General features: G+C 69.4%; 23 protein-coding genes. 8 read left to right on the plus strand and 15 right to left on the minus strand.

Annotated elements, in window-relative coordinates:
* Nucleotides 1-26 precede the first annotated feature (26 nt).
* Nucleotides 27-2,045 (plus strand): SDR family oxidoreductase, encoded by a 2,019-nt coding sequence (locus NI2_RS09990; RefSeq protein WP_067488726.1) that lies wholly within the window; start codon nucleotides 27-29, stop codon nucleotides 2,043-2,045.
* A 113-nt stretch (nucleotides 2,046-2,158) separates the two neighbouring features.
* On the opposite strand, the gene NI2_RS09995 is transcribed toward NI2_RS09990, so the two are convergent.
* The 4 genes from NI2_RS09995 to NI2_RS10010 form a co-directional block, all read right to left on the minus strand.
* Nucleotides 2,159-3,037: an NmrA family NAD(P)-binding protein gene (locus NI2_RS09995; protein ID WP_067488727.1), complete on the minus strand. Its 879-nt coding sequence runs from the start codon at nucleotides 3,035-3,037 to the stop codon at nucleotides 2,159-2,161.
* Between the two features lie 51 nt (nucleotides 3,038-3,088).
* Nucleotides 3,089-3,667: a sugar O-acetyltransferase gene (locus NI2_RS10000; protein WP_067488729.1), complete on the minus strand. Its 579-nt coding sequence runs from the start codon at nucleotides 3,665-3,667 to the stop codon at nucleotides 3,089-3,091.
* A 43-nt stretch (nucleotides 3,668-3,710) separates the two neighbouring features.
* A complete protein-coding gene (locus NI2_RS10005; protein WP_243749955.1) occupies nucleotides 3,711-4,241 on the minus strand; it encodes a cutinase family protein in 531 nt (176 codons plus the stop codon).
* A gap of 316 nt (nucleotides 4,242-4,557) precedes the next feature.
* On the minus strand, nucleotides 4,558-4,770 hold the full coding sequence (locus NI2_RS10010) for a hypothetical protein (RefSeq protein ID WP_067488734.1): 213 nt from the start codon (nucleotides 4,768-4,770) through the stop codon (nucleotides 4,558-4,560).
* A gap of 92 nt (nucleotides 4,771-4,862) precedes the next feature.
* Between NI2_RS10010 and NI2_RS10015 the strand changes: the two genes are divergently transcribed.
* Nucleotides 4,863-6,554, plus strand: coding sequence for an FAD-binding dehydrogenase (locus NI2_RS10015; protein WP_067488736.1), 1,692 nt, complete (start codon nucleotides 4,863-4,865; stop codon nucleotides 6,552-6,554).
* On the opposite strand, the gene NI2_RS10020 is transcribed toward NI2_RS10015, so the two are convergent.
* The 4 genes from NI2_RS10020 to NI2_RS10035 all read right to left on the minus strand — a co-directional run bounded on the left by NI2_RS10020 (nucleotide 6,555) and on the right by NI2_RS10035 (nucleotide 10,048).
* Nucleotides 6,555-7,385, minus strand: a complete 831-nt coding sequence (locus NI2_RS10020; protein ID WP_067488737.1) for an IclR family transcriptional regulator — start codon at nucleotides 7,383-7,385, stop codon at nucleotides 6,555-6,557.
* A 100-nt stretch (nucleotides 7,386-7,485) separates the two neighbouring features.
* The gene (locus tag NI2_RS10025) at nucleotides 7,486-8,406 is read right to left on the minus strand and encodes a LysR substrate-binding domain-containing protein (protein ID WP_067488739.1); all 921 of its coding nucleotides are present in this window, start codon (nucleotides 8,404-8,406) and stop codon (nucleotides 7,486-7,488) included.
* Entirely contained in the window at nucleotides 8,403-8,987 is a 585-nt protein-coding gene (locus tag NI2_RS10030) for a YdcF family protein (protein WP_067488744.1), read from the minus strand. Before NI2_RS10030 ends, NI2_RS10025 begins: the two co-directional genes overlap by 4 nt.
* A gap of 59 nt (nucleotides 8,988-9,046) precedes the next feature.
* Nucleotides 9,047-10,048 carry a YeiH family protein gene (locus NI2_RS10035; RefSeq protein WP_067488746.1) on the minus strand — a complete coding sequence of 334 codons (1,002 nt, stop codon included), beginning with the start codon at nucleotides 10,046-10,048 and terminating at the stop codon, nucleotides 9,047-9,049.
* 174 nt (nucleotides 10,049-10,222) lie between these two features.
* On the opposite strand from NI2_RS10035, the gene NI2_RS10040 reads away from it, so the two are divergent.
* The gene (locus NI2_RS10040; protein WP_067488748.1) at nucleotides 10,223-10,483 is read left to right on the plus strand and encodes a hypothetical protein; all 261 of its coding nucleotides are present in this window, start codon (nucleotides 10,223-10,225) and stop codon (nucleotides 10,481-10,483) included.
* A gap of 45 nt (nucleotides 10,484-10,528) precedes the next feature.
* Here the strand turns inward: NI2_RS10040 and NI2_RS10045 are convergent, their stop codons facing one another.
* Nucleotides 10,529-11,005 (minus strand): hypothetical protein, encoded by a 477-nt coding sequence (locus NI2_RS10045; RefSeq protein WP_133734088.1) that lies wholly within the window; start codon nucleotides 11,003-11,005, stop codon nucleotides 10,529-10,531.
* 96 nt (nucleotides 11,006-11,101) lie between these two features.
* On the opposite strand from NI2_RS10045, the gene NI2_RS10050 reads away from it, so the two are divergent.
* A complete protein-coding gene (locus NI2_RS10050) occupies nucleotides 11,102-11,626 on the plus strand; it encodes a DinB family protein (protein ID WP_067489127.1) in 525 nt (174 codons plus the stop codon).
* Here the strand turns inward: NI2_RS10050 and NI2_RS10055 are convergent, their stop codons facing one another.
* Nucleotides 11,627-12,310 carry an HAD family hydrolase gene (locus NI2_RS10055; RefSeq protein ID WP_307656847.1) on the minus strand — a complete coding sequence of 228 codons (684 nt, stop codon included), beginning with the start codon at nucleotides 12,308-12,310 and terminating at the stop codon, nucleotides 11,627-11,629. It abuts the gene before it with no gap.
* Nucleotides 12,311-12,377: 67 nt separating this feature from the next.
* On the opposite strand from NI2_RS10055, the gene NI2_RS10060 reads away from it, so the two are divergent.
* Nucleotides 12,378-13,049 carry a PaaI family thioesterase gene (locus NI2_RS10060; protein WP_067489130.1) on the plus strand — a complete coding sequence of 224 codons (672 nt, stop codon included), beginning with the start codon at nucleotides 12,378-12,380 and terminating at the stop codon, nucleotides 13,047-13,049.
* Nucleotides 13,050-13,186: 137 nt separating this feature from the next.
* Entirely contained in the window at nucleotides 13,187-14,437 is a 1,251-nt protein-coding gene (locus tag NI2_RS10065; RefSeq protein ID WP_067488765.1) for a serine hydrolase, read from the plus strand.
* A 54-nt stretch (nucleotides 14,438-14,491) separates the two neighbouring features.
* Here the strand turns inward: NI2_RS10065 and NI2_RS10070 are convergent, their stop codons facing one another.
* The 4 genes from NI2_RS10070 to NI2_RS10085 form a co-directional block, all read right to left on the minus strand.
* Complete coding sequence (locus NI2_RS10070) at nucleotides 14,492-14,782, minus strand: hypothetical protein (RefSeq protein ID WP_174550258.1); 291 nt, start codon at nucleotides 14,780-14,782, stop codon at nucleotides 14,492-14,494.
* 195 nt (nucleotides 14,783-14,977) lie between these two features.
* Nucleotides 14,978-15,619: a response regulator gene (locus tag NI2_RS10075; protein WP_067488770.1), complete on the minus strand. Its 642-nt coding sequence runs from the start codon at nucleotides 15,617-15,619 to the stop codon at nucleotides 14,978-14,980.
* Nucleotides 15,616-15,879, minus strand: coding sequence for a sensor histidine kinase (locus NI2_RS35075; RefSeq protein WP_067488771.1), 264 nt, complete (start codon nucleotides 15,877-15,879; stop codon nucleotides 15,616-15,618). The genes NI2_RS10075 and NI2_RS35075 overlap by 4 nt, the downstream gene beginning before the upstream one ends.
* Before the next feature lie 80 nt (nucleotides 15,880-15,959).
* On the minus strand, nucleotides 15,960-16,763 hold the full coding sequence (locus tag NI2_RS10085; protein WP_067488772.1) for a histidine kinase: 804 nt from the start codon (nucleotides 16,761-16,763) through the stop codon (nucleotides 15,960-15,962).
* Between the two features lie 108 nt (nucleotides 16,764-16,871).
* Here NI2_RS10085 and NI2_RS10090 point away from each other — a divergent pair, with 108 nt between their 5' ends.
* Both NI2_RS10090 and NI2_RS10095 read left to right on the plus strand, forming a co-directional pair.
* A complete protein-coding gene (locus NI2_RS10090) occupies nucleotides 16,872-17,420 on the plus strand; it encodes a hypothetical protein (RefSeq protein WP_067488774.1) in 549 nt (182 codons plus the stop codon).
* An 89-nt stretch (nucleotides 17,421-17,509) separates the two neighbouring features.
* Nucleotides 17,510-18,919 (plus strand): MFS transporter, encoded by a 1,410-nt coding sequence (locus tag NI2_RS10095; RefSeq protein ID WP_067488776.1) that lies wholly within the window; start codon nucleotides 17,510-17,512, stop codon nucleotides 18,917-18,919.
* 167 nt (nucleotides 18,920-19,086) lie between these two features.
* Here NI2_RS10095 and NI2_RS10100 read toward each other — a convergent pair whose 3' ends face one another.
* Nucleotides 19,087-20,346, minus strand: a complete 1,260-nt coding sequence (locus NI2_RS10100) for a hypothetical protein (RefSeq protein WP_067488778.1) — start codon at nucleotides 20,344-20,346, stop codon at nucleotides 19,087-19,089.
* Nucleotides 20,347-20,423 lie beyond the last annotated feature (77 nt).

Here is a 20,423-nt window from a genome sequence, read left to right on the forward strand (position 1 = left end):
GTTTCGAGACATTTTCAGGAGGGGCGATGGTTTCCTACATCGTGACGGGCGGTACCGGTTTTCTCGGTCGGCGAGTGGTACGTGAGCTGCTCGCCGCCGACCCGGCCGCGATCGTGCACGTGCTGGTGCGCGCCGAGTCGCTGGCCAAGTTCACCGCGCTCAACGCGCAGCATCCCGACGGCGATCGCGTGTTCGCCCTGGTCGGCGACCTGACCGCCGAGGGACTCGGCCTGGGCGACGAGCCGCCGCGCGCCGACCATGTGCTGCACCTCGGCGCGGTCTACGACATGACCGCCGACGAGGAATCCGCCCACGCGGCCAATGTGAACGGCACCCGCGCGGTGATCGAGCTGGCCCGCAGGCTCGGTGCGGTCCTGCACCACGTGTCCTCGGTGGCGGTGGCGGGCGATCATCACGGCAAGTTCTTCGAGGAGGATTTCGACCTCGGCCAGAACCTCACCTCGCCCTATCACCGCACCAAGTTCGCGGCCGAGAAGCTGGTCCGCGAGGCCGGCGACGTGCGGTGGCGGGTGTATCGCCCCGCCATCGTCGTCGGTGATTCGCGTACCGGCGAGATGGACAAGATCGACGGCCCGTACTACTTCTTCCCGGCGATCGCGGCACTGTCGGACCTGCCCGCCGAACTGCCGCTGCCGCTGCCCGATCTGGGTGCCACCAATGTGGTTCCGGTCGACTACGTCGCCGAGGCGATGGTCCGCCTGGTGCGCCGCCCGGGGCTGGACGGGCGCACATTCCACCTGGTCAACCCGCAGCCGCAGCCGTTCGGCGAGATCTACCGTGCGTTGGCGAGCGCGGCGGGCGGGCCGACCGGGATCGGGACCGTGCCGGGCAGTGCGTTCGCGCTGCGCGGGCTCGGTCAGGTGCCCGGCGCGCACGCGGTGCGCGACTTCCTGTTCGAGCAGGCGGGCATTCCCGCGGAGGTGGCGCCGCATGTCGGTTTCACCGCCGAGTTCGTCTCGGACTCCACGCGGGCGCTGCTGCCCGGGCTCGCGGTGCCCGCCTTCGAGACCTACGCCGCCCGGCTGTGGGACTTCTGGCGGGCCAACCTCGATCCGCAGCGTGGCCGTGTCGAGTCCGGGGCACATCCGCTCTCGGGCCGCACGGTGCTCATCACCGGCGCGTCGTCGGGCATCGGCCTGGCCACCGCGCATGCTGTCGCGCGTCGTGGCGCGGTGGTGCTGATGGTGGCGCGCGGCGTCGAAGATCTCACTGCCGCAGCGGAATCCATTCGGGCCGACGGTGGGTCGGCTTTCGCCTACCCGTGCGACATCACCGATGCCACGGCCGTCGGCGCGCTGGTGCAGACGGTGCTCGCCGAGCACGGCCACGTCGACTACCTGGTGAACAACGCGGGCCGTTCGATCCGGCGCTCGGTGGCCAATTCGGTGGACCGCATGCACGATTTCGAGCGGACCATGGCGGTGAACTACTTCGGTGCGGTGCGGCTCATCCTCGCACTGCTGCCGTCGATGCGCGAACGCCACTTCGGCCACATCGTGAACATCTCCTCGATCGCGGTGCAGACCAAGGTGCCGCGCTTCGCCGCGTACGCCGCGAGCAAGTCGGCGCTGGACAATTTCAGCGACATCGCCGCGGTCGAGAACCGTGACGCCGGAATCACTTTCACCTCCATCCGGATGCCGCTGGTGCGCACCCCCATGATCGCGCCGACCGAGATCTACCGGGCGCTGCCGCTGCCGGATCCGGAGCGGGCGGCGGGGATCGTGGTCCGCGCCCTGCTCGAACGCCCCGACCGCATCGACACGCCTGTCGGCACGTTCTCGCAGGCGGTCGAGATGTTCCTGCCGTCGCTGAAACGGACCATCATGCACACCGGGTACCGCCTCTTCGGTGAATCGACCGCGTCGCAGGGCAAGCAGGAACCGGTCATCGCGGAACCCGCCGAGACAGCCGAGCCGTCGCGTGGACCCCTCACGGTCCTCGGCCCGGTCCTCGCCCCGCTGATGGTGGTTCCGAGTCCGGCCGCGCGGATGAGCCGGATGCTGCCCGGCGTCCACTGGTGATCTGAGTCCCGGTCACGACACTCGCTGTGTCGGGGGGTGTCGTGACCGGGTCGGGTCGGGTCGGCCATACATCCCGCGGCCTCGCCCGCGTGGTGTGAGGGCGGGATCGGTGATCAGCGCAGCTGACGGCAGACCCACTCGGCCAGAGTCGTCGGCGTGGTGGTGAGCAGGGTTCGGGGGTCCTCCGGGATGTAGTTCGTGCTGAGACCCGCTGCCATTCCGGCGATTCCGTCGATCTGGCCGTCACCGAGCCCCGCTGATCGCAGGGCGTTGCGGAACTCCCGGTCGGAGAGGTGGATCGGGGTGACGTCGCGCCCGAGTTGTGCGCCGAGGATCTCGGCCACGCGCGCGAAGGTGAGATCCTCGGGTCCGTGGACCGCCTGGACGACGCGGCCCGACCAGTCGTCGGACAGCAAGCGCACCGCGGCGACCTCGCCGATATCGCGCGGATCGACCCACGGCATGGCGTGGTCCAGTGGCCAGGGCGTGGACAGGGTGCCCGCCCGGATCTCGTCGAGTTGGGGCAGCAGGTTCGTGAAGAAGTATCCGCATCGCAGATGCAGCACGTCGGCACCGGTGGCGTCGAGTAGCTCCTCGGTGCGTGCGAGTCCGTCGATTTCTCCTGCGCCGGAACGTTTCTCGGCTCCCCCGCTGCTGAGGAACACCGTCTTCTCGATGCTGTTCTCGACTACGGCCCGCGCCGCGGAGGCACCCATCAGCGCGTAGCCGGCTACCGGATCACCGTCTACCAGCGCGGGCGGGTCGACCCAGAACAACCGATCTGCCCCCTCGGTGGCCCGCACCACGGCGTCCGCGTCCCCCTGGTCGGCCTGTACCACGTCGACCAGTTTCCGAACGCCATCGTCGAGCCGCCCCGGGTGCCGCATCAGCACCCGCGGCCGAACTCCCGCCTGCACCAACAGCCGCACCACCCGCGACCCCACGTGTCCCGTGGGCGTGGTGACCACGATCCTCTTCGTTCGATTTCCCATAACCGCACGATAGAAGCCATCGCGGTCACTTTCCGTCCGCGAATGCCGGTGTCACCACGTGCGCAGGACCGACGCCTTGGGACCGGCCACCAGGCTCCGCTCCGGCACGTCGTCACCGACCACCGCGCCGGCCGCGATCACCGAGTCGCGTCCGATACTGACGCCGGGCAGAATTGTCGCCCCGGCGCCGATCCAGACATTGTCGGCTACATCGATCGGTGCGCCGGTGAGAAACCGGCGCCGTTCCTCGGGGTCGACCGGGTGTCCCATGGTGATGAAGGTGGCCTTGGGGCCGATCATCACGCCGGAGCCCAGCCGGATCCCCGCGTAGTCGAGGAACGTGCACCCCTGGTTGACGAAGACCCGTTCCCCGATGTCGAGACCGAGTCCGTGGTCGGTGTAGAAGGGCGGGTAGATCGTGAGCTTCGGGGGCAGCGGACGCCCGAGGATCTGCTCGAGCAGTTCCGCCTTTCCCGCTTCGTCGTCGAAGGGCAGTGCGTTGAGCCTCGACGTCATCGCGGTGACCGCGAGCACCCGCTCGTGCATGGCCCGGAACTCCTCGCCCAGCACCCGCTCGCCCCGGTCCAGCAGCTCGGGATCGTGGATCAGCATCATGTTCTCGCTCGCCATCTCCCGATTCTGGACTACCGGTCGCCGACCCCGGCGGGCGACTTCACAGCCGGGCGTTCACCTGTCCCGCCGCATCGGCGAAGGCCCATTCGTAGGTGCCGTGGGCGGCGGGGAAGATGCCGCCCGCACACACCGGATCGCCTGCGGCACAGTAGTTCTGCGTGCGATCCGCGTACCACGGGTGGACCGTTGCGCCGACGAGGCGGAGTGGGTCGCCGAACAGCAGCACCGCGAGGACACGGTGGGACAGCTCGGGCGGGAGAGTCCACATCCCCGGAAGTACCAGTGCGGCAGGAGAACCCAGCACACCGTGGGTGACCACCGCACCCTGCGAATAGCCGACCAGAATGTAACGCTGGTCCGGGCAGGCGGCCGAGCGGGCGACGAGATGGCCTGTCATGGCGCGGGTTCCGTCGCTCACCGAGGACGGCACCAGTAGATCTGCGGGGTATTCCACGCGATGCGCACTGGTGTCCACCGCCAGATGCTCGCGCAGGACCGCGTAGAGCGGGTCCCCGACGGCGGCCCCTAGATATCCGGGCTCTGTTGTGCCACGGGCGATTACGACGTCCACTGCGGCACAACCCTGTGCCCACGCCGTAGGTCCGGGCGTTATCGCCGAACCGATTCCCGTGGCGAGAAGCAACACCGACAGCATTGTCGCTGTGCGCTTCCAACCGATACGCATTACCTTCCGATAGGCCATGGGGACCACCTGCTCACGCCGTTGTGAGGATTAGAGAACCGAGCAGTTACCGCCTGCCGCAACGGCATTCGGGGTGCTCAGAGGTGGAATACCCGGTCATCGGCATCGGCACGGCATGCGTTGCGCATCCCTTGCGCCACGGTTGCGTCTCGGATCGCCTGCGGCACAGGGCCGCCCGAGGGATTTACTTCTTCTTGGACTTCTTTTTGTACTTCGGCTTGTCGTTGTCGGGTTCCCACTCGTAGCCGGGGGTGTTCTTCTCGCAGTAGGAGTCGGCCACGTGCACATCGCCGAGGTCGCGTTCGCACCAGCGTGACTTGCCGCAGGAGGTGGCGCCGAGGGACGCCAGCACGGCGAGGGCGAGCACGGCGGCGCCCGCGCGGATCCGGACCTTCATGGTTTCTCGAGCCTTTCTTCGGTGAACATCGCTGGTCAGGTGAATTCCAGGACTCCCCCCGGTCACCGTCGCAGCAATGCTAGCTTTCCTACATGTCTAGCGCAGCACCCCAGCCCACCGATGATTTCTCCCCCGACGCGATCGTGGTCGGCTCCGGGCTCGCGGGCCTGGTCGCCACCCACGAGCTGGTGCTGGCCGGACGCAGGGTGCTCGTGGTCGATCAGGAGAACCGCGCCAATCTGGGTGGGCAGGCGTTCTGGTCGCTGGGTGGGCTGTTCCTGGTCGACACCCCCGAGCAGCGCCGCCTCGGCATCAAGGATTCCTACGACCTCGCCCTGCAGGACTGGATGGGGTCGGCCGGTTTCGATCGCCTCGACGGCGAGGACAGCATGGCTGTGGAGTGGGCACGCGCCTACGTTCGCTTCGCGACCGACGAGAAGCGGGACTACCTGCACGCCTTGGGTTTACGCATCACACCGATCGTCGGCTGGGCCGAACGCGGCGGCTCCCTCGCCGACGGCCACGGCAATTCGGTCCCCCGTTTCCACCTCACCTGGGGCACCGGTCCGGAGGTCCTGCGGGTGTTCCTCGAGCCCGTGCTGGCCGGTGAGGCCAAGGGCCTGGTGCGGTTCGCGTTCCGCCACCGGGTCGACGAACTGGTGGTCACCGACGGCGCGGTCACCGGTGTGCGCGGCAGCGTGCTCGCGCCGAGCGATACCGAGCGTGGTGTCGCCTCGAACCGGGACGTGGTCGGCGACTTCGACTTCCAGGCGCCTGCGGTGCTGGTGAGCACGGGCGGCATCGGGCACGCGCACGACATCATCCGGCGCAACTGGCCGACCGAGCGCCTCGGCCCGTGCCCGGAGACGATGATCTCGGGCGTACCGGCCTACGTCGACGGGCGGATGCTCGGCATCTCCGAGAGCGCGGGCGCGGCGCTGGTGAACCGTGATCGCATGTGGCACTACACCGAGGGCATCAACAACTGGGATCCGGTGTGGCCCGATCACGCCATCCGCATCCTGCCCGGTCCGTCGCCGCTGTGGTTCGACGCGAACGGCCGACGCATGCCCGCACCGTGCTTCCCCGGCTTCGACACCAATGCCACGATGCGCCAGATCCTGTCGACCGGCTACGACTACTCCTGGTTCGTGCTGAACCAGACCATCATCGAGAAGGAGTTCGCCCTCTCCGGCTCGGAGCAGAACCCCGACATCACCGGCAAGGACTGGAAGCTCACGCTGCGCAGCCGCCTCGCCAAGGGCGCACCGGGTCCGGTCGAGGCGTTCAAGCAGCACGGTGTGGACTTCGTGGTCGCCGACTCGCTCCCCGCCCTGGTGGACGGCATGAACGAGATCGCGCGCGGACCGAAGCTCGATGCCGCCGAACTGGAACGGCAGATCGTCGCACGCGATCGCGAGGTGACCAACCCCTTCACCAAGGACGCGCAGATCGCGGCGATCACCGCCGCCCGCAAGTACATCGGTGACAAGTTGCAGCGGGTGGTCACCCCGCATCGCATCCTGGATCCGGCCCACGGCCCGCTCATCGCGGTGCGGCTCAATGTGCTGACCCGTAAGACGTTGGGCGGCTTGCAGACCGACCTCGACTCGCAGGTGCTGCGCCCGGACGGTTCGGTGTTCGACGGCCTGTACGCCGCCGGTGAGGTCGCCGGGTTCGGCGGCGGCGGTGTGCACGGGTACAACGCGCTCGAGGGCACGTTCCTCGGCGGCTGCATCTTCTCCGGCCGCGCCGCGGGCCGGGCGATGGCGCGCCGGGGTTAGTCAGCCGCGTCCGTGCCGGGGTGTCAGCGCGCGCGATGCCTCGTTGGCGACCTCGGCGAGGGCGCGCGCCAGCCGGGCGGTGTCGAGCGCGGCGCGGTCGCCGTTCACGGTGCCCGACAACGAGATCGCGGCTACCGCCACCCCTCGGCCACGGATCGGCACCGCGACACAGCCCACGCCGGGCAGCGATTCCTCGGTGTCGACGGCGACGCCCTGACGGTGCCGGATGCGGGCCAGTTCTCGGTGCAGTTCCACCCGGTCGATGATGGTGCGGGCCGTGCGGGCGACGGTGTTGCCGCGCAGCGAAGCCTCGGCGATGCCGGGTTCGAGCGTGGCCAGCAGCGCTTTGCCGAGGGCCGTGCAGTGGGCAGGTAACCGGCCGCCGATGCGGGTGGGGATCGCCACCTGCCCGCGCCTGCCCGCGCGATCCAGGAACAGCACCTCGCGGCCGTCGAGCACGGCGAGGTGCCCGACCAGGCCGGTGCGCTGGCTGAGGTCGTAGAGCAGCGGGCCGACCACTTCACGTAGTTCGTTGTGTTCGGCGGCGAGTCCGCCGAGTTCGAGCACCCGCAGCCCGAGCCGGTAACCGCCGGGAGTGTGTGCGAGCCAACGCAATCGGATCATCTGATCGAGGATGCGATGCACCGTGGATCTGGGCAGGCCGGTGCGTTCGGCCAGGCCGAGCAGGGTGAGGGTCGGGGTGGTCGCGTCGAAGGCGTCGAGGATGAGTGTCATCCGCTCGATCATCGACGTGGGCGGTGTCCCGGCCGAGCGGGCCGATCCGGTCCACAGTTCCTCCGGCGCCGGTTCGGTCACGATGTCGACCGTCATAGATCCAACCTCCACAGTGTGTAGCGAATACAGCCTAGAGCTGTCCGTGCCGCCGACGCACCATTTCGCTGGACCGAGCGGTACACACCGACCGAATTCGCTAGCGGCGGGCCTCTTCGAGGCGGGCGGCGCGCTCGACGAGGAGCTCGGCGGGGCCGGTCGGTGGGCTGCTACGCCGCCAGATGGCCCGGAACTTGCGGGTGAGGCGGGTGGCATCGGTCGAGGACACCTCGACCAGGGCGCCGGTGGCCAGATCGGGTGCGGCGATCAGGCGGCTCAGCACCGCCGGGGCCATCCCGGTTCGCGCGGCGGCGACGATGGCCGCGGCCGAGCCGAGTTCGGCGGCCGGGCCCGCCGGTGCGCCCTCGCTGCTGAGCAGGTCCCAGACGGTGTCGCGGGTGCCGGAGCCGGGTTCACGCCAGAGCAGGGCCGTGTGGGCGAGCTCGGCGAGCGTCACGGGGGCCTTCCGGCGCGCCCACGGGTGGTCCCACGCCACGACGACGACCAGTTCGTCGGAGCCGAGCACCCGGCTGCCGAGCCCGGCCGGCGGGTGTGGACCCTCGACGAAACCCACATCGGCGGCGCCGTCGCGGACCAGGGCGGCGACCTGGGTGGAATTCTCGACGTCCAGGGCGACGATCACCTCGGGATGGTCGGTGCGCAAGGCCGCCAGCCAATGCGGAATGCGATGATCGGCAATGGTTTTCGATGCGGCGATCCGCAGGCGCGTGGCCTGGGCGGCACGCAGCCGGTCGATGTCGTCGACGAGGTCGCGCACGGCCGCGAGCACCGGCCGCGCGTGCTCGACGACGGCGCGGCCCGCGTCGGTGAGTTCGGATCCGGTCGGCCCGCGGTCGAGCAGTTTGACCCGCATTCGGCGTTCCAGGGCACTGATGCGCATGCTCGCGGCGGGCTGGGTGATGCCGTGCCGGCGCGCGGCGGCGCCGAGACTACCCAGCTCGGCGACCGACACCAGCAGATCGAGGACGTCGAGGTCGGGGGTTCCCGGTGGCAGCATCACGCACCGGTCGCGGGTGTGCGGCGCAGGCGCTTCGCGACCCCGTAGAGCGCGATCACCGGTTTGAGCGGCATCCACTCCCCGAATCGGTAGTCGCGCCCGCGCACCAGGCGGGTAGCGAGCTCGGGGCTCTGCTCCGCGAGGTAGCGGCGTGCGACGGCGGCGTGCGTCGGCAGGGAGACGATCTTGATCCGATCGACGTCCTTCAGGAACGGGAGGGCGAAGGCGATGTTCTCCCAGGTGGATCGGCTGTTCTCCTCGAGCACCAGCTCACCGGTGTACCCGCGTTCGCGCGCGTAGCGGGCCAGCAGCGATGCCTCGGTGTCGGGCCCCGCGCAGGCACCGCCGCACAGGACCAGCCGCGATTCGCTCGCCCCTGGGTCGAGGGAACGCAGACCCGCGCGCACTCGCCATCGGTTCATGGCGTTGGCGCTGCGACCGGCATTGCGGTATCCGAGCACGACCACCGCCTCCGATCCGCCGGTGTCGGGGCGCGTCTCGGTTCGGGACGCACGCCGGTTCACCCACTCGCCCCACAGCATGGCGCCGAGGGCGGCGGCGGCGATCCGGCTTCGTGTGCGCACCTCTCCAGCAAACCACGATGATCTCCGCCGGGCGCCGAATACGCACCTGACCTCGGGATTCAGCACCAGCCGGTGAGCGCCATCAGCGCCAGGCTCGAGGTGCCGAGCACCACGCCGATGGCGCCGCCGAGGAGCAGCGGACGTGGACCCGCGGACCGCAGGCGGTCCAGGCTCAGGGACGTGCCGATGGCGGCCAGGACGGCGGTGATCAACCAGCCGCTCGTCGCGGCGAGTGGCTCGGTGAGAGCCGAGGGCAGGATGCCGGTGGCGGCGACGATTGACGCCGCAACGAACATCACGACGAACAGCGGGAAGCTCTCGCGCAGGGAGCCGGCAGTTGTGCCTGTTCGCTCGGCCAGCCGTCGCCGCCCCAGATGCAGGCCGAGGCAGAGCGGGACGATGGCCAGACTGCGGACCAGCTTCACCACGACGGCGAACTGCGCGGCGCCCGCCCCGAACACCACCCCGGCGGCCAGCACGGAGGAGGTGTCGTTGATGGCGGTGCCCGCCCAGAGTCCGAACGCCTGCGGCGACATCCCGATCGCCCGGCCCAGCGGTGGATAGACGAGTACCGCAACGACATTGAAGACGAAGATGGTGCCGAGTGCATAGGCCACCCGTTGCCGATCGGGGCGGAGCACCGCCGTCGCAGCCGCGATGGCGGAGGCACCGCAGATGGTCGACCCGGCGGCGATCAGAGTCGCCGACTCACGATCCACGGCGAGCATCCGCCCGGCGACGAACGCGGCGACGGCACCGGCGGCGAGGGTACCGACCAGTACGACAGCGGTCTCGCGCCCCACACCGAGCACCGAACCCATCGGCAGACCGAGCCCGAGCAGCACGATGGCCCACCCGAGCACCCGCTGCCTGGCCACGTCGAGGCCCGGCTCGAACCTCGCATTCCCCCTGCGCCGCAACCACATTCCGGTCACCGCGCCGGCGATCAGGGCCACCACCGGCGCTCCGGCCATCGGCAGCGCCTTACCCACCGGGGTGGCGACGGCGGCCAGCAGCAGTGCCAGAGCCAGGCCCGGCGCGACAGTTCCTACGCGATCCACCTCCCCACCATCGCCGGGCCACGCACCCCCGGGTAGATCCCGATCCACGACGAGCACATAAGCGTGGCTTATGCCGCGACACGGCTGCGCCCGCGTGCTTGGACGAGCGGTCCGTGGGTAAGGCGGAGGCAGAATCGAGCCGGCATGGAGTGCCGCCGAAGACAGGAGGATGTTGTGAGAGCTGGTTACCGGATCGTCACCGCCGCGGCCGTCGCGGGTGCCTTCGCCCTGAGCTCGGCCGCGGTGGCGAACGCCGAGGAACCCGAAGCGCCGAAGACCCCGCTGGTCCAGTACATCGAGTCCTGGCCACCCGCCCCGGAGAACTGCAACCGGATGTGGGATCCCGTCGAGGACGCGGTCGAAGACTCTGTCCCACCCCAGTACGAGGCCGAGTTCGAGGCATTCGACGACTGGTGCGAGGGCGACGAGGACTGACGGGTGGGTCGCCGCGGGTTCGTCACCGCGTCGACCTTTCCGCCGTCACCCGTCGTCGAAATCCGGTTCGGCGGTGAGTAGTTCGTCGGCTCGGGCGAGAGCCGCGTCGAGGTCGTCGGTGACGCTGTCGAGCAGGGACATGCCGTCGAGCATGTCGGTGAGTTCGGCACGGAGGGCGTCGATCTCGGCGAGCGCGGGGTCGACGGTCGTCCAGGCGACGGTGTGCGACCACCAGGTGTCGCCCTGGATCCAGGACCAGACGACATCGCGCACCAGCACCGCATCGGTGGTGAACAGATGGCGGTGGTCGGTGCCCGCGATGTGCTCGATCTCGTAGGTGCCGTCGGGCAGGTAGCGGGCCTGGATGTGGTCCGGCCCCCGGGTGAGCAGGAGGAAGGGGTGATCGGGGGCCGGGTTCACGGCATCGGCGCCGGGGCGGGCGGGGTCGACGGCGCGGGGCGCACCCGCACCGTCACCGACGTGGACCACGACCTCGGGCAGGTCGACATGCTCGGCACCCATCCGGCCAGTGTGCCGGACGCCGCCCCCCGACCCGTGACCGGCATCGTCGCGGTAATCGGACTGCGGGATCGGACGACGACGACTAGCCTCGCACCCATGACCTGGCAGGCGCCCGAACTCGTGCCGACCCGCACCCTGGTCGGCGCCGACGAACGCCCGATGTTGCAGTCCTGGTTGGACTTCCACCGTCAGACGTTGCTCAACAAATGCGGCGGGCTCGACGCCGCGCAGCTGGCGAAACGTTCGGTTCCGCCGTCGAACCTGTCGCTGCTCGGGCTGGTTCGTCATCTCACCGAGGTCGAACGGGGCTGGTTCCGGGTGTCGGCCGCCGGCGAGGACATCGGCCCGGTGTACGCCTCCGAACTCGAACCCGACGCCGACTTCGACGACCTGGTTTCGCGTCCGGCACCGGAGGTCTTCGACCTGTTCCACGCCGAAGTCGCCGCCTGCGACGCCGCGGTCGCCGACCTCTCCCTCGACCATGTGTTCCAGGTGCCGTGGCGCTCCGACGGCTACACGCTGCGCTGGGTGTATCTACACATGATCGAGGAGTACGCCCGCCACAACGGGCACGCCGACCTGCTGCGCGAACGCATCGACGGTGTGACCGGCAGTTTCTGATCAGCCGGTGATCACGTCGGCGGTGAGCTGATCGAGACCGTCGAGCACCACCTGGGCCTGGGCGAGCGCCTCGGCCGAGGCCGGGAACTCCGGGCGAGGTACCGCGATCACCCGCATCCCCGCGGCGTGCGCGGATCGCAGGCCGTTGGTCGAATCCTCCACCGCCGTACAGTTCTTCGGGTCGACTCCCAACCGCTGCGCGACGGTGAGGTACACATCGGGCGCGGGCTTGCCGCGACCCACCTCCTCGGTGGACAGCACGACCGCGAAACTCTCCATCAGCCCCGCCTTCTCCAGAACGAGCGCGATCAGGGAGGCCGGAGAAGAACTGGCGAGCCCGAGCTTCCAGGAATCGGCGCAGCGGCGAACGGCGTCGACGGCGCCGGGCAGCAGCGGCAGGCGCTGGGCGTACTCGTCGGCCATCAGATCGATGACGTCGGCGGCGACCTTGTCGGCCGGTTGGGCGACACCGAGGTCGTCGGCCAGATACGACGACCACTCCACGGTGGACATTCCCATCATGCGCTGCTGCGAATCCGGTTGCCAGCGACCACCATTGACGGTGACGTAGTCTTTGCGGACCTTTTCCCAGACGGGCTCGGAGTCGATCAGCACACCGTCCATGTCGAACACAACCGCCGCGATACTCATGCCAAGCCTCTCGCCGTCGATGATGATCGGCATCGAGCCTAACCGACCGGCGGTGGTCCCCCGCGCGAACGCCCAGCTCGGAAACGATAACGTGTTGCATATGGACGAGAAGAACGTCGGCGACTCGCGGCCCGACCAGACGCATCACGAGGGCGGCTTCCGGCCGATGGCCGAGCTCATCGAAGCGCGCGCGAGCGAGAGCGACACCCTGATCGGCGGACCGCACTACGGCGAGTTCATCGAGCAGGTGCGCGAGCTGATGGACCGCGCGCGACTGGCGAACCCGTCCGACGAGCTGGCCAAGGAGACGATCGTCGCGCTCGAGCAGCTCAATGCCCGCCTCGACGAGGCCGTGGTCGACGAGTGGTCCTCGCCGAGCTGGACGCGCACCGATCTACCCGCGCGCGGCAACATCACCCTGCCGCCGTACACGGTGGTCAGCGGTGACCGCGACGGGGTGACCGCGAAGGTCACCTTCCGCACCTTCCACCTGGGCGGCAACCAGGCCGCGCACGGCGGGCACATCTCGCTCGCCTTCGACGACATCCTCGGCATGACCGCCGCCCTGGCCACCGGTGCGGTGACCCGCACGGCCTCGCTCACCGTCGACTACCGGTCGGTCACCCCGCTCAACCGTGAACTCACCGTGCGCGCCCATGCCGAACGGCGCGACGGCCGCAAGGTGTACCTGAAGGCGACCATGCACGACGGTGACCGTCTCTGCGCCGAGGCCAACGGCCTGTTCATCGTGCTCAAGCCGGGGCAGCCCTGACATTACGATCGGCCTGATTCCAAGGCCGAGGCGGTCGGCAGAGCGATGACCGCGCTTCGTCGCAGTCAGATCGCTGACGTGCGCGATTTCCTGGCTGACGGGAGCGGGACCGTAGCCGGCGTCGGTAGGCTGGCCCGATGAACGCACTCGCTGGCACATTGGTGCAGGTTGCCGATGATCTGGACTCGGTGACGACGGTCGGGCACGAGGACGATCCGGCCGACGCGGGGTCATCGCGGGCCGATGTCGAGGCACTGTGGTCGTCGGTGCGGGCGTGGTATTCGATGGGGACCACCCCGGCGATCCAGGTGTGTCTGCGCCGCAACGGCAAGATCGTGCTGAATCGGGCCATCGGGCACGGCTGGGGCAATACCCCGCGAGACGAGCCGGACGCCGAGAAGATCCTCGTCACCACCGACACCCCGTTCTGTGGCTTCTCGACCGCCAAGGGTGTGGCCGCGACGGTCATGTCGATGCTCATCGAGCAGGGTGCGTTCGCGGCGGACGACGCGGTGTGCGACTACATCCCGGAATTCGCGGCGCACCGCAAGGGTGTGATCACCATCGGTGACGTGCTCTCGCATTCGGCGGGCATCCCGTTCATCACCCCGCCGTATCAGGGGGCGGAACTGGTGATCGACGAGGATCTCGCGCTCGAGGCGCTCACCGCGCTGGCTCCCAGCTGGCCGCCGGGCCGCTTCCGCGTCTACCACGCGCTGACCAGCGGACTCATCCAGCGGTTGCTCGTGCAGCGGGCGACGGGCAAGCGGATGCGCGAGCATCTCGCCGAGCAGGTGCTCGAACCGCTGAGTTTCCGGTGGAACAACTTCGGCGTCGACCCGGCCGATGTCGACAAGGTGGTGCCGAGCGTGAAAACCGGTCCCCCGCCGTCCCGGCTGATGCTGTTCCTGACGAACAAGGCGGTCGGCGGACGGATGGACAAGGCATCCAAGGCGACCAACGACGCCTTCCTCACCGCCGAACTGCCCTCGGGCAATCTCGTGACCACCGCCTACGAGCTGTCACGGTTCTACGAGATCCTCGCTCGCGGCGGCGAATTGGACGGTGTGCGGATCATGGATCCCGACACCGTGCGCACCGCGATCGGGCCGGCCGACCGCATGCCGGGTCTCGCGGGCCGGGTCAGCCGGGCGGGGTTCGAATTGGGCGCTCGCCGTTCGAAATTCGGGCCGGACACCACACACCATTTCGGCCGCAGCGGGCTGACCACCCAGTACGGGTGGGCAGACCCCGATCGCGGCCTGTCCGGCGCGATCCTCACCAGCGGCAAAGCCTCCACCGACACCGATCGGCCGTGGCAACTGGTCGCCCAGGTATCGAAGACCCTGCGCCCGCTGGCTCCGACCGAGCGACTCTTCCGGCCCTGAATCAGCAGGTCGGTCTCTTCTCCGGGAACAGAGGCTCCGGCCCTCGAAGCTGTGTCAGGCTCCGATGACGGCGTTCATGATGGTGCCCGCGCTGGTGGCGACCGCGCCGCCCGCCATCGCGCTGGCGATCATCTTGGGTGACTGCAGGCCGCCGCCGTTCCACTTCTCCCAGGCGAAGCGGCCGCCGCCGTAGGTGATGGCGGTGACGCCGGACAGCAGGATCATCCAGGTGAAGTACCGGCCGAGCTGCAGCACCTTGTCGGCCATGGGCGGCGCCTCCGGCGTCGGGTTGCCCACCTGCGCGAGAACGATGCCATAGGTGTCGTGCACTGCGGCCAGGATCATGCTCACGATCGTTGCTCCTTCGTCGGTTGTTCGTTGTGACGCCGATGTCGAGAACGCGTGACGCGGTAGAGCCAGATCTATTGAATATTCAACCTCAGGCGGGTCGGGTGGCGTGCGCGACACTCCGCAGGCCACCTCCGCGCCCTGACATGGGTATTGAACCGGCGTGCCCGTTTCAAACGGCACGAATTGGCGTCACGGAAATTCGAGACCGACCTGTGCCGCGATGACAGCGGCCTGCACGCGTGACTGCACGCCGAGCTTGCTCAGCACCCGCGAGACGTGCGTTTTCACCGTCGCCTCACCGATCCGCAGGCGGGTGCCGATCTGCATATTGGACAGGCCGGCGCCGAGACCGGCCAGCACCTGCCGTTCGCGGTCGGTGAGGGCCGAGAGGTCGGGTGGGGCGGTTTCCTCGGCACGTGGGAGGGCGGCGATCACGGCACGGGTCACCTTGGGGTCGAGCACCGCGTCACCGTCGGCCACCGCCCGCACGGCGCGGACCAGGTCGTCGCCGCCCACCGATTTCAGCAGGAATCCGCTCGCGCCTGCCGACAGCGCGCCGAGGACGTAGTCGTCGATGGCGAACGTGGTGAGGACCAGGACTTTGGCGCTGGTCTCCGCGACGACGGCCGCCGTGGCCGCCAGGCCGTCGACGCGGGGCATGCGCACGTCCATCAGGACGACGTCGGGGCTCAGCGCCTTGGCCTGGCGAACGGCCGCGGCACCGTCGGCCGCTTCACCGATCACCCGCACCTCCCCGGTGGCCTCGAGTAGCATCTTCAGGCCCGCGCGGATCGCGGCGTGATCGTCGGCCACCAGCACGGTCACCGTCATCTGGCCTCCAGGGGAATCCGGACCCGAACATGCCATCGGCCGTCGCGGGCGCCCGCCGTCGCGGTGCCGTCCATCGATTCGGCGCGGAACATCATGTTGCGCAACCCGTTTCCGTGGCCTGTCGCCACCTCGGAACCGAGGGGATTGCTTGCCTCGACCACCAACCCGGCGCCCTCCCGGCGCAGTTCGATGTCCAAGGGTGCGCCCGGTGCGTGTTTGGTCGCGTTGGTGATGGTCTCGCCGAGGATCCGGGTGACCACGGCCTCGATCGCCAGCGGCAGCGACAGGTCGTCGGGCCTGCGCAGCGAGACCGACCCACCCGCTGCCTCGGCCGCCTCGATCAGGCCGTCCAGCGAGGCCAGCCGCGTCGTGACGGCGCTGTCGTCGGGTCCGTGAGCAGTTCGATCGTGGTCCGCATCTCCTCCATGGCGGCCAGGCTGCTCGACCGGATCGTTTGCAGGACACCGATATTGCCCGGGTCACGCTGCGCGACCTCGGCGAGGATGGCGACGGCCGAGACGTGACCGGCGACCGCGTCGTGCAGATCGCGGGCCAGGCGCCTGCGCTCCTCCCCGATGGCGGCGGACCGTTCGGCGTCGCGCGCGGCGAGTTCGGCGCGACCCGCGTCGCGTTCGGCGTCGACCATCCGCCGGGAGGCACGCACGGCCCGTCCGTAGCCGAGGGGCGACCAGGTGAGCGCGACCCCGATCAGACCGGCGTAGAGCGCGGCCCGCACCCCGAGCAGGGCCAGGGCGAGCAGCGCTCCACCGACGGTCACCAGGAACGCGAACCAGCCGACCACCACCGACAGCCGGGCCGACCCGGTGCTCACCGCCAGGAAGATCACGTCGGTCAGCGCGATCCACAGTGGCAGCGAGGGCCCGAAGACGAAGTCGCCTGCCAGCAAAACGATCATCAGGCCGAACGCGAGAGCGGGCCTGCGCTGCGCGGTGAGCTGGATGGCGAGGGCGGCGAAGAGCAGGGCCAGTTTCGCGGCGGGCGGGTAGAGATCGCGGTCGACGACGATGGACCAGCCACCGACCCCCCACAGCAGCAATCCGACCAGGAAGACCCCGACGGCCGCGGAGGTGGCGCTGTCGAACGCCTCCACGAGCCGGTCCATGGGCGCGCGGACGGTGGGCATCTGCTCATTTCAGCACATCGGGCGGTGGAAGACGTCCCCCGAAGGTCGGACCCGCCCGCGACCGGAAGCCGGATGTGCCCACCACATCCGGTTCGGCACCCTGAACGCATGAACGAACTGACGAACCCGGTACTGCTGACGATCGCGGGGTGCGAAATCGGCTTCTGGGTGCTGGTGGTGGGCGGGTTGGCCCTGCGCTACCTGCTGCGGTTGCGGCGCGCCAGCACCGTCACCCTCGCGCTGGTTCCCGCGCTGGACGTGGTGCTGGTGGTCGCCGTCGCGATCGACCTGCACCGGGGCGGTGAAGTGACGTTCGCGCACCGGATCGCCGGGATCTACCTCGGGTGCACGGTGATGTTCGGGCCGCGCATGATCCGGTGGCTCGACGAGCGCTTCGCCCACCGCTTCGCCGGCGGACCCGCGCCCGTCCGGGTGCCGAAATACGGGCCGGAACGCACACGCAAGGAGTGGGCGGACTTCGTTCGCTGGCTCGGCGCGGCCGCCATCGCGGGCGCGCTCACCCTGGCGCTGAGCTACACGGTGGCCGACGCCGAGCAGCGCGAACAGCTGATGGGGATCTTCGGTTCGCTCGGCGTGATCACGGTGATCTGGTTGCTGACCGGACCGGTGTGGGTGACGGGGTCCAGGCGGAGCTGACCGCTGGCAGGGGCGACGGAAATTCCCGCGCGACGACGCGGGCGCGCCGGATACCGTGGACCGACTGGTTAGTCGAGGAAAGGACCGCGGTGGCGACCGATACGGCGGATACGGCTGTCGGGTTGCGATCCGAACGGGGTGCGGTGCTCGCCTCGCTCATGCTCTCGACCTCGCTGATCGCGCTCGACTCCACGATTATCGCCACGGCGGTGCTCACCATCACCGATTCGCTCGGTGGGTTCGCGATGTTCCCGTGGTTGTTCTCGATCTACCTGCTGGCGCAGGCGGTCACGGTGCCGATCTACGGCAAGCTGGCCGACATGGTGGGCCGTAAGCCGGTGATCCTGTTCGGGATCGCGGTGTTCGCCGTCGGCTCGATGCTGTGCGGTCTGGCGTCGAACATGCTGGCGCTCATCGTCTTTCGTGCCATCCAGGGAATCGGCGCCGGCGCGATCCAGCCGATGACGATGGTCATCGCGAGCGACCTCTACAACCTGACCGAACGGGCCAGGGTTCAGGGCTATATGGCGGGTGTGTGGGCCGGGTCGGCGGTGCTCGGGCCGCTGCTGGGTGGACTACTCTCCGATCACGCGGACTGGCGGTGGATCTTCCTGATCAACCTGCCGCTGTGTGCGGTCGCGGCGTGGATGTTGTTGCGGCACTTCGCCGAATCGGCGCCGCGCAGCCGTCAGCGGATCGACTACCTCGGCGCGGCGCTGCTCACACTGGGCGCGGGGGCGCTGATCCTCGCGCTGCTCGAAGGTGGGCAGGCGTGGGCGTGGGATTCACCGGTGTCGATCGGCCTGTTCGCGGGCAGCGCGGTGGTTCTCGCAGTGTTCGCCGTCGTCGAGTTGCGGGTGCCCAATCCGGTGCTGCCGCTGTGGGTTTTCACGCGCCGGATCGTGATCGCCAGCAGTACGGTGTCGCTGCTCGTCGGCGCGGTGGTGCTCGGATTGACCTCCTACGTCCCGACTTTCGCCCAGGGTGTCCTCGGCACCACCGCCCTGATCGCCGGGCTCGCCGTCGGCGGGCTCACCCTCGGCTGGCCGCTGGCGGCGACATTGTCGGGCAGGTTGTACCTGCGCTGGGGATTCCGCATCGCCGGTCTGCTCGGCAGCACTCTTGCCGTCATCGGTTGCGCGACAACACTGTTCATCGATGCGGGGACCAGCCCGTGGCAGATCGCGGGTTCGTGCTTCCTGATCGGCGGTGGCATGGGCCTGGTCGCCTCGCCCACCCTGATCGCGGCGCAGAACAGCGCACCCTGGCAGGAGCGGGGTGTGGTGACCTCGGCCAATATGTTCGCCCGATCTTTCGGCAGCGCGCTCGGTGTCGCCGTGTTCGGCGCCATCGTCAACACCGGCATCACCGACCCCGACCACCCCACCCCCACCGAACTCGCCTCCGGCATCCACCTGGTGTTCGCCGCCATCCTGACCATGGCGGTGATCATGCTCGCGGCGGCCGCCACCATGCCCGGACGTACCGCCGACGACTGACGGACCACCCCGGCGGCAACCGACATCCGGTCACACCCGGACCGACGGCTGCCCGCGCCGAGGCGTCATCGGTGTCGCGCACGCGGCGGTTGTGCGGGCACCGCCGATATCAGGGTGTCCGGTCGACGCCCGCCGCGGACGCCGCGAGCGTCGATTCGTGGTCGCGGTCAGGCGGATCGTTGCTCGGTGTGGCGCACCACCTCGACTCGCTCCTGCGCCCCGAATTCGACGACGCGGCGAATGCGCGAGTTCCCGACGGGTGCGAGGTCGACGGTGACCGGCGCGCCCGCGCCCGCGCGAGTGATCGCGATGATGCGGTCCTGGAGGTACCCGTCGGGAACCGGCACCCTGATGATGTCGCCCACCGCCAGCGCCTCCGCGGCGACCTCACCACCGCTGCCCACCGCGGCGACCTCACCGCACCGAGTCGGTCCGGTGCTCGCGCCGAGCCCGCGTTCGGCGATGGTCCACCACACCGACTCGCGGGCATCGGCCGGCCCGGACGACGCCGCGGCGTCACCATCGGCACGCGCCTGCCGGTGCGGCCGGGCCGTTTCGGCGAGGTCGCCGACGCTGGGCAGAGCCGCGGCGCCTCGGTCCGAATGCGCCGACCGATGCGACCGGTCCGCCGGTGCGGCTGCGGCTGCGGGTGCGGGTGCGGGTGCGCCATGGTCACGCAGGACTGTCGTGTCGCCGTATGTGTACGGGCTGTCGATGTCCTGCCCGGTTGCCGGCCCGCTACGCCGAGCCGAGGCGGTGAGGCGCTGGTGCCAGGCGAGGATCCGGTCGCGTTCGGCTTCGGCGGCCGCGCGGGTCTCGTGCAGGGAGATATGGCGGCGGGTCGGGGCATTGCGGGGGTGGGTGGTGCCCGCCGCGCCGTCGACGACCAGAATCCAGCGGGCGCCGACGGCGCGGTCGCGGCGGGCCGAAACCCGTTCGGCCAGCGCGTGTCCCGGGGTGGCACCGAGTCGGTCGGCGGCTTCCTCGATGCTCTCGACGAGGCCGAGTGAGCGCAGCAACTCGGCGACCGAAAGTTCCGAGGTGTCGAGTTCCTGGGCGAGCGCGGGCATGGGTGTCTTACGGCGCCAGCCGATCCGAGCACAGTGTTCGTGGCGGGTGAACCACAAGCGGCTGCCGGAGCGGCGGTGCTGGTCGATCACCACCGCCCACCAATCCCATTCGGGTTCGGCGACCAGGCGCGTTCGCACCCACCGTTCACGCTCGGCCGTGGATATCCGGTCCTCGGGGGGCACGAAGTTGCGGAGCGCGGTGCGTACCGCCGATTCCGTGCGCCCGAGCGTTCGCGCGGTGCGGGCCAGATCGACACCGGCTCGTAGGTCGTCGGCGAGGATCCGGTATTCCGATTCGCGCCAGGTGGTTCCGTGCCTGCGTGGTGGACGCAGATCGCCGCGGAAGTCGTCACTCATGTCGTGCCCCCGTTCTCGCACCGCCCGGCAACACTCGCCGGGCCAGTTGTGTGACACTTCGACGATACCGATGGGGT

Origin of the sequence: Nocardia ignorata NBRC 108230, assembly GCF_001612905.1 — a bacterium.
GTDB lineage: Bacteria > Actinomycetota > Actinomycetes > Mycobacteriales > Mycobacteriaceae > Nocardia > Nocardia ignorata.

Bases quoted from the DNA above. Each gene is read 5' to 3' on its own strand.
- NI2_RS10015 (WP_067488736.1), top strand. From the start codon at position 4,863: ATGTCTAGCGCAGCACCCCAGCCCACCGATGATTTCTCCCCCGACGCG.
- NI2_RS10010 (WP_067488734.1), bottom strand. From the start codon at position 4,770: ATGAAGGTCCGGATCCGCGCGGGCGCCGCCGTGCTCGCCCTCGCCGTG.
- NI2_RS10065 (WP_067488765.1), top strand. From the start codon at position 13,187: ATGAACGCACTCGCTGGCACATTGGTGCAGGTTGCCGATGATCTGGAC.
- NI2_RS09995 (WP_067488727.1), bottom strand. From the start codon at position 3,037: ATGGGAAATCGAACGAAGAGGATCGTGGTCACCACGCCCACGGGACAC.
- NI2_RS10000 (WP_067488729.1), bottom strand. From the start codon at position 3,667: ATGGCGAGCGAGAACATGATGCTGATCCACGATCCCGAGCTGCTGGAC.
- NI2_RS10060 (WP_067489130.1), top strand. From the start codon at position 12,378: ATGGACGAGAAGAACGTCGGCGACTCGCGGCCCGACCAGACGCATCAC.
- NI2_RS10090 (WP_067488774.1), top strand. From the start codon at position 16,872: ATGAACGAACTGACGAACCCGGTACTGCTGACGATCGCGGGGTGCGAA.
- NI2_RS10045 (WP_133734088.1), bottom strand. From the start codon at position 11,005: ATGGGTGCCGAGCATGTCGACCTGCCCGAGGTCGTGGTCCACGTCGGT.
- NI2_RS10070 (WP_174550258.1), bottom strand. From the start codon at position 14,782: ATGATCCTGGCCGCAGTGCACGACACCTATGGCATCGTTCTCGCGCAG.
- NI2_RS10075 (WP_067488770.1), bottom strand. From the start codon at position 15,619: ATGACGGTGACCGTGCTGGTGGCCGACGATCACGCCGCGATCCGCGCG.
- NI2_RS10085 (WP_067488772.1), bottom strand. From the start codon at position 16,763: ATGCCCACCGTCCGCGCGCCCATGGACCGGCTCGTGGAGGCGTTCGAC.
- NI2_RS09990 (WP_067488726.1), top strand. From the start codon at position 27: ATGGTTTCCTACATCGTGACGGGCGGTACCGGTTTTCTCGGTCGGCGA.
- NI2_RS10055 (WP_307656847.1), bottom strand. From the start codon at position 12,310: ATGCCGATCATCATCGACGGCGAGAGGCTTGGCATGAGTATCGCGGCG.
- NI2_RS10050 (WP_067489127.1), top strand. From the start codon at position 11,102: ATGACCTGGCAGGCGCCCGAACTCGTGCCGACCCGCACCCTGGTCGGC.
- NI2_RS10020 (WP_067488737.1), bottom strand. From the start codon at position 7,385: ATGACGGTCGACATCGTGACCGAACCGGCGCCGGAGGAACTGTGGACC.
- NI2_RS10100 (WP_067488778.1), bottom strand. From the start codon at position 20,346: ATGAGTGACGACTTCCGCGGCGATCTGCGTCCACCACGCAGGCACGGA.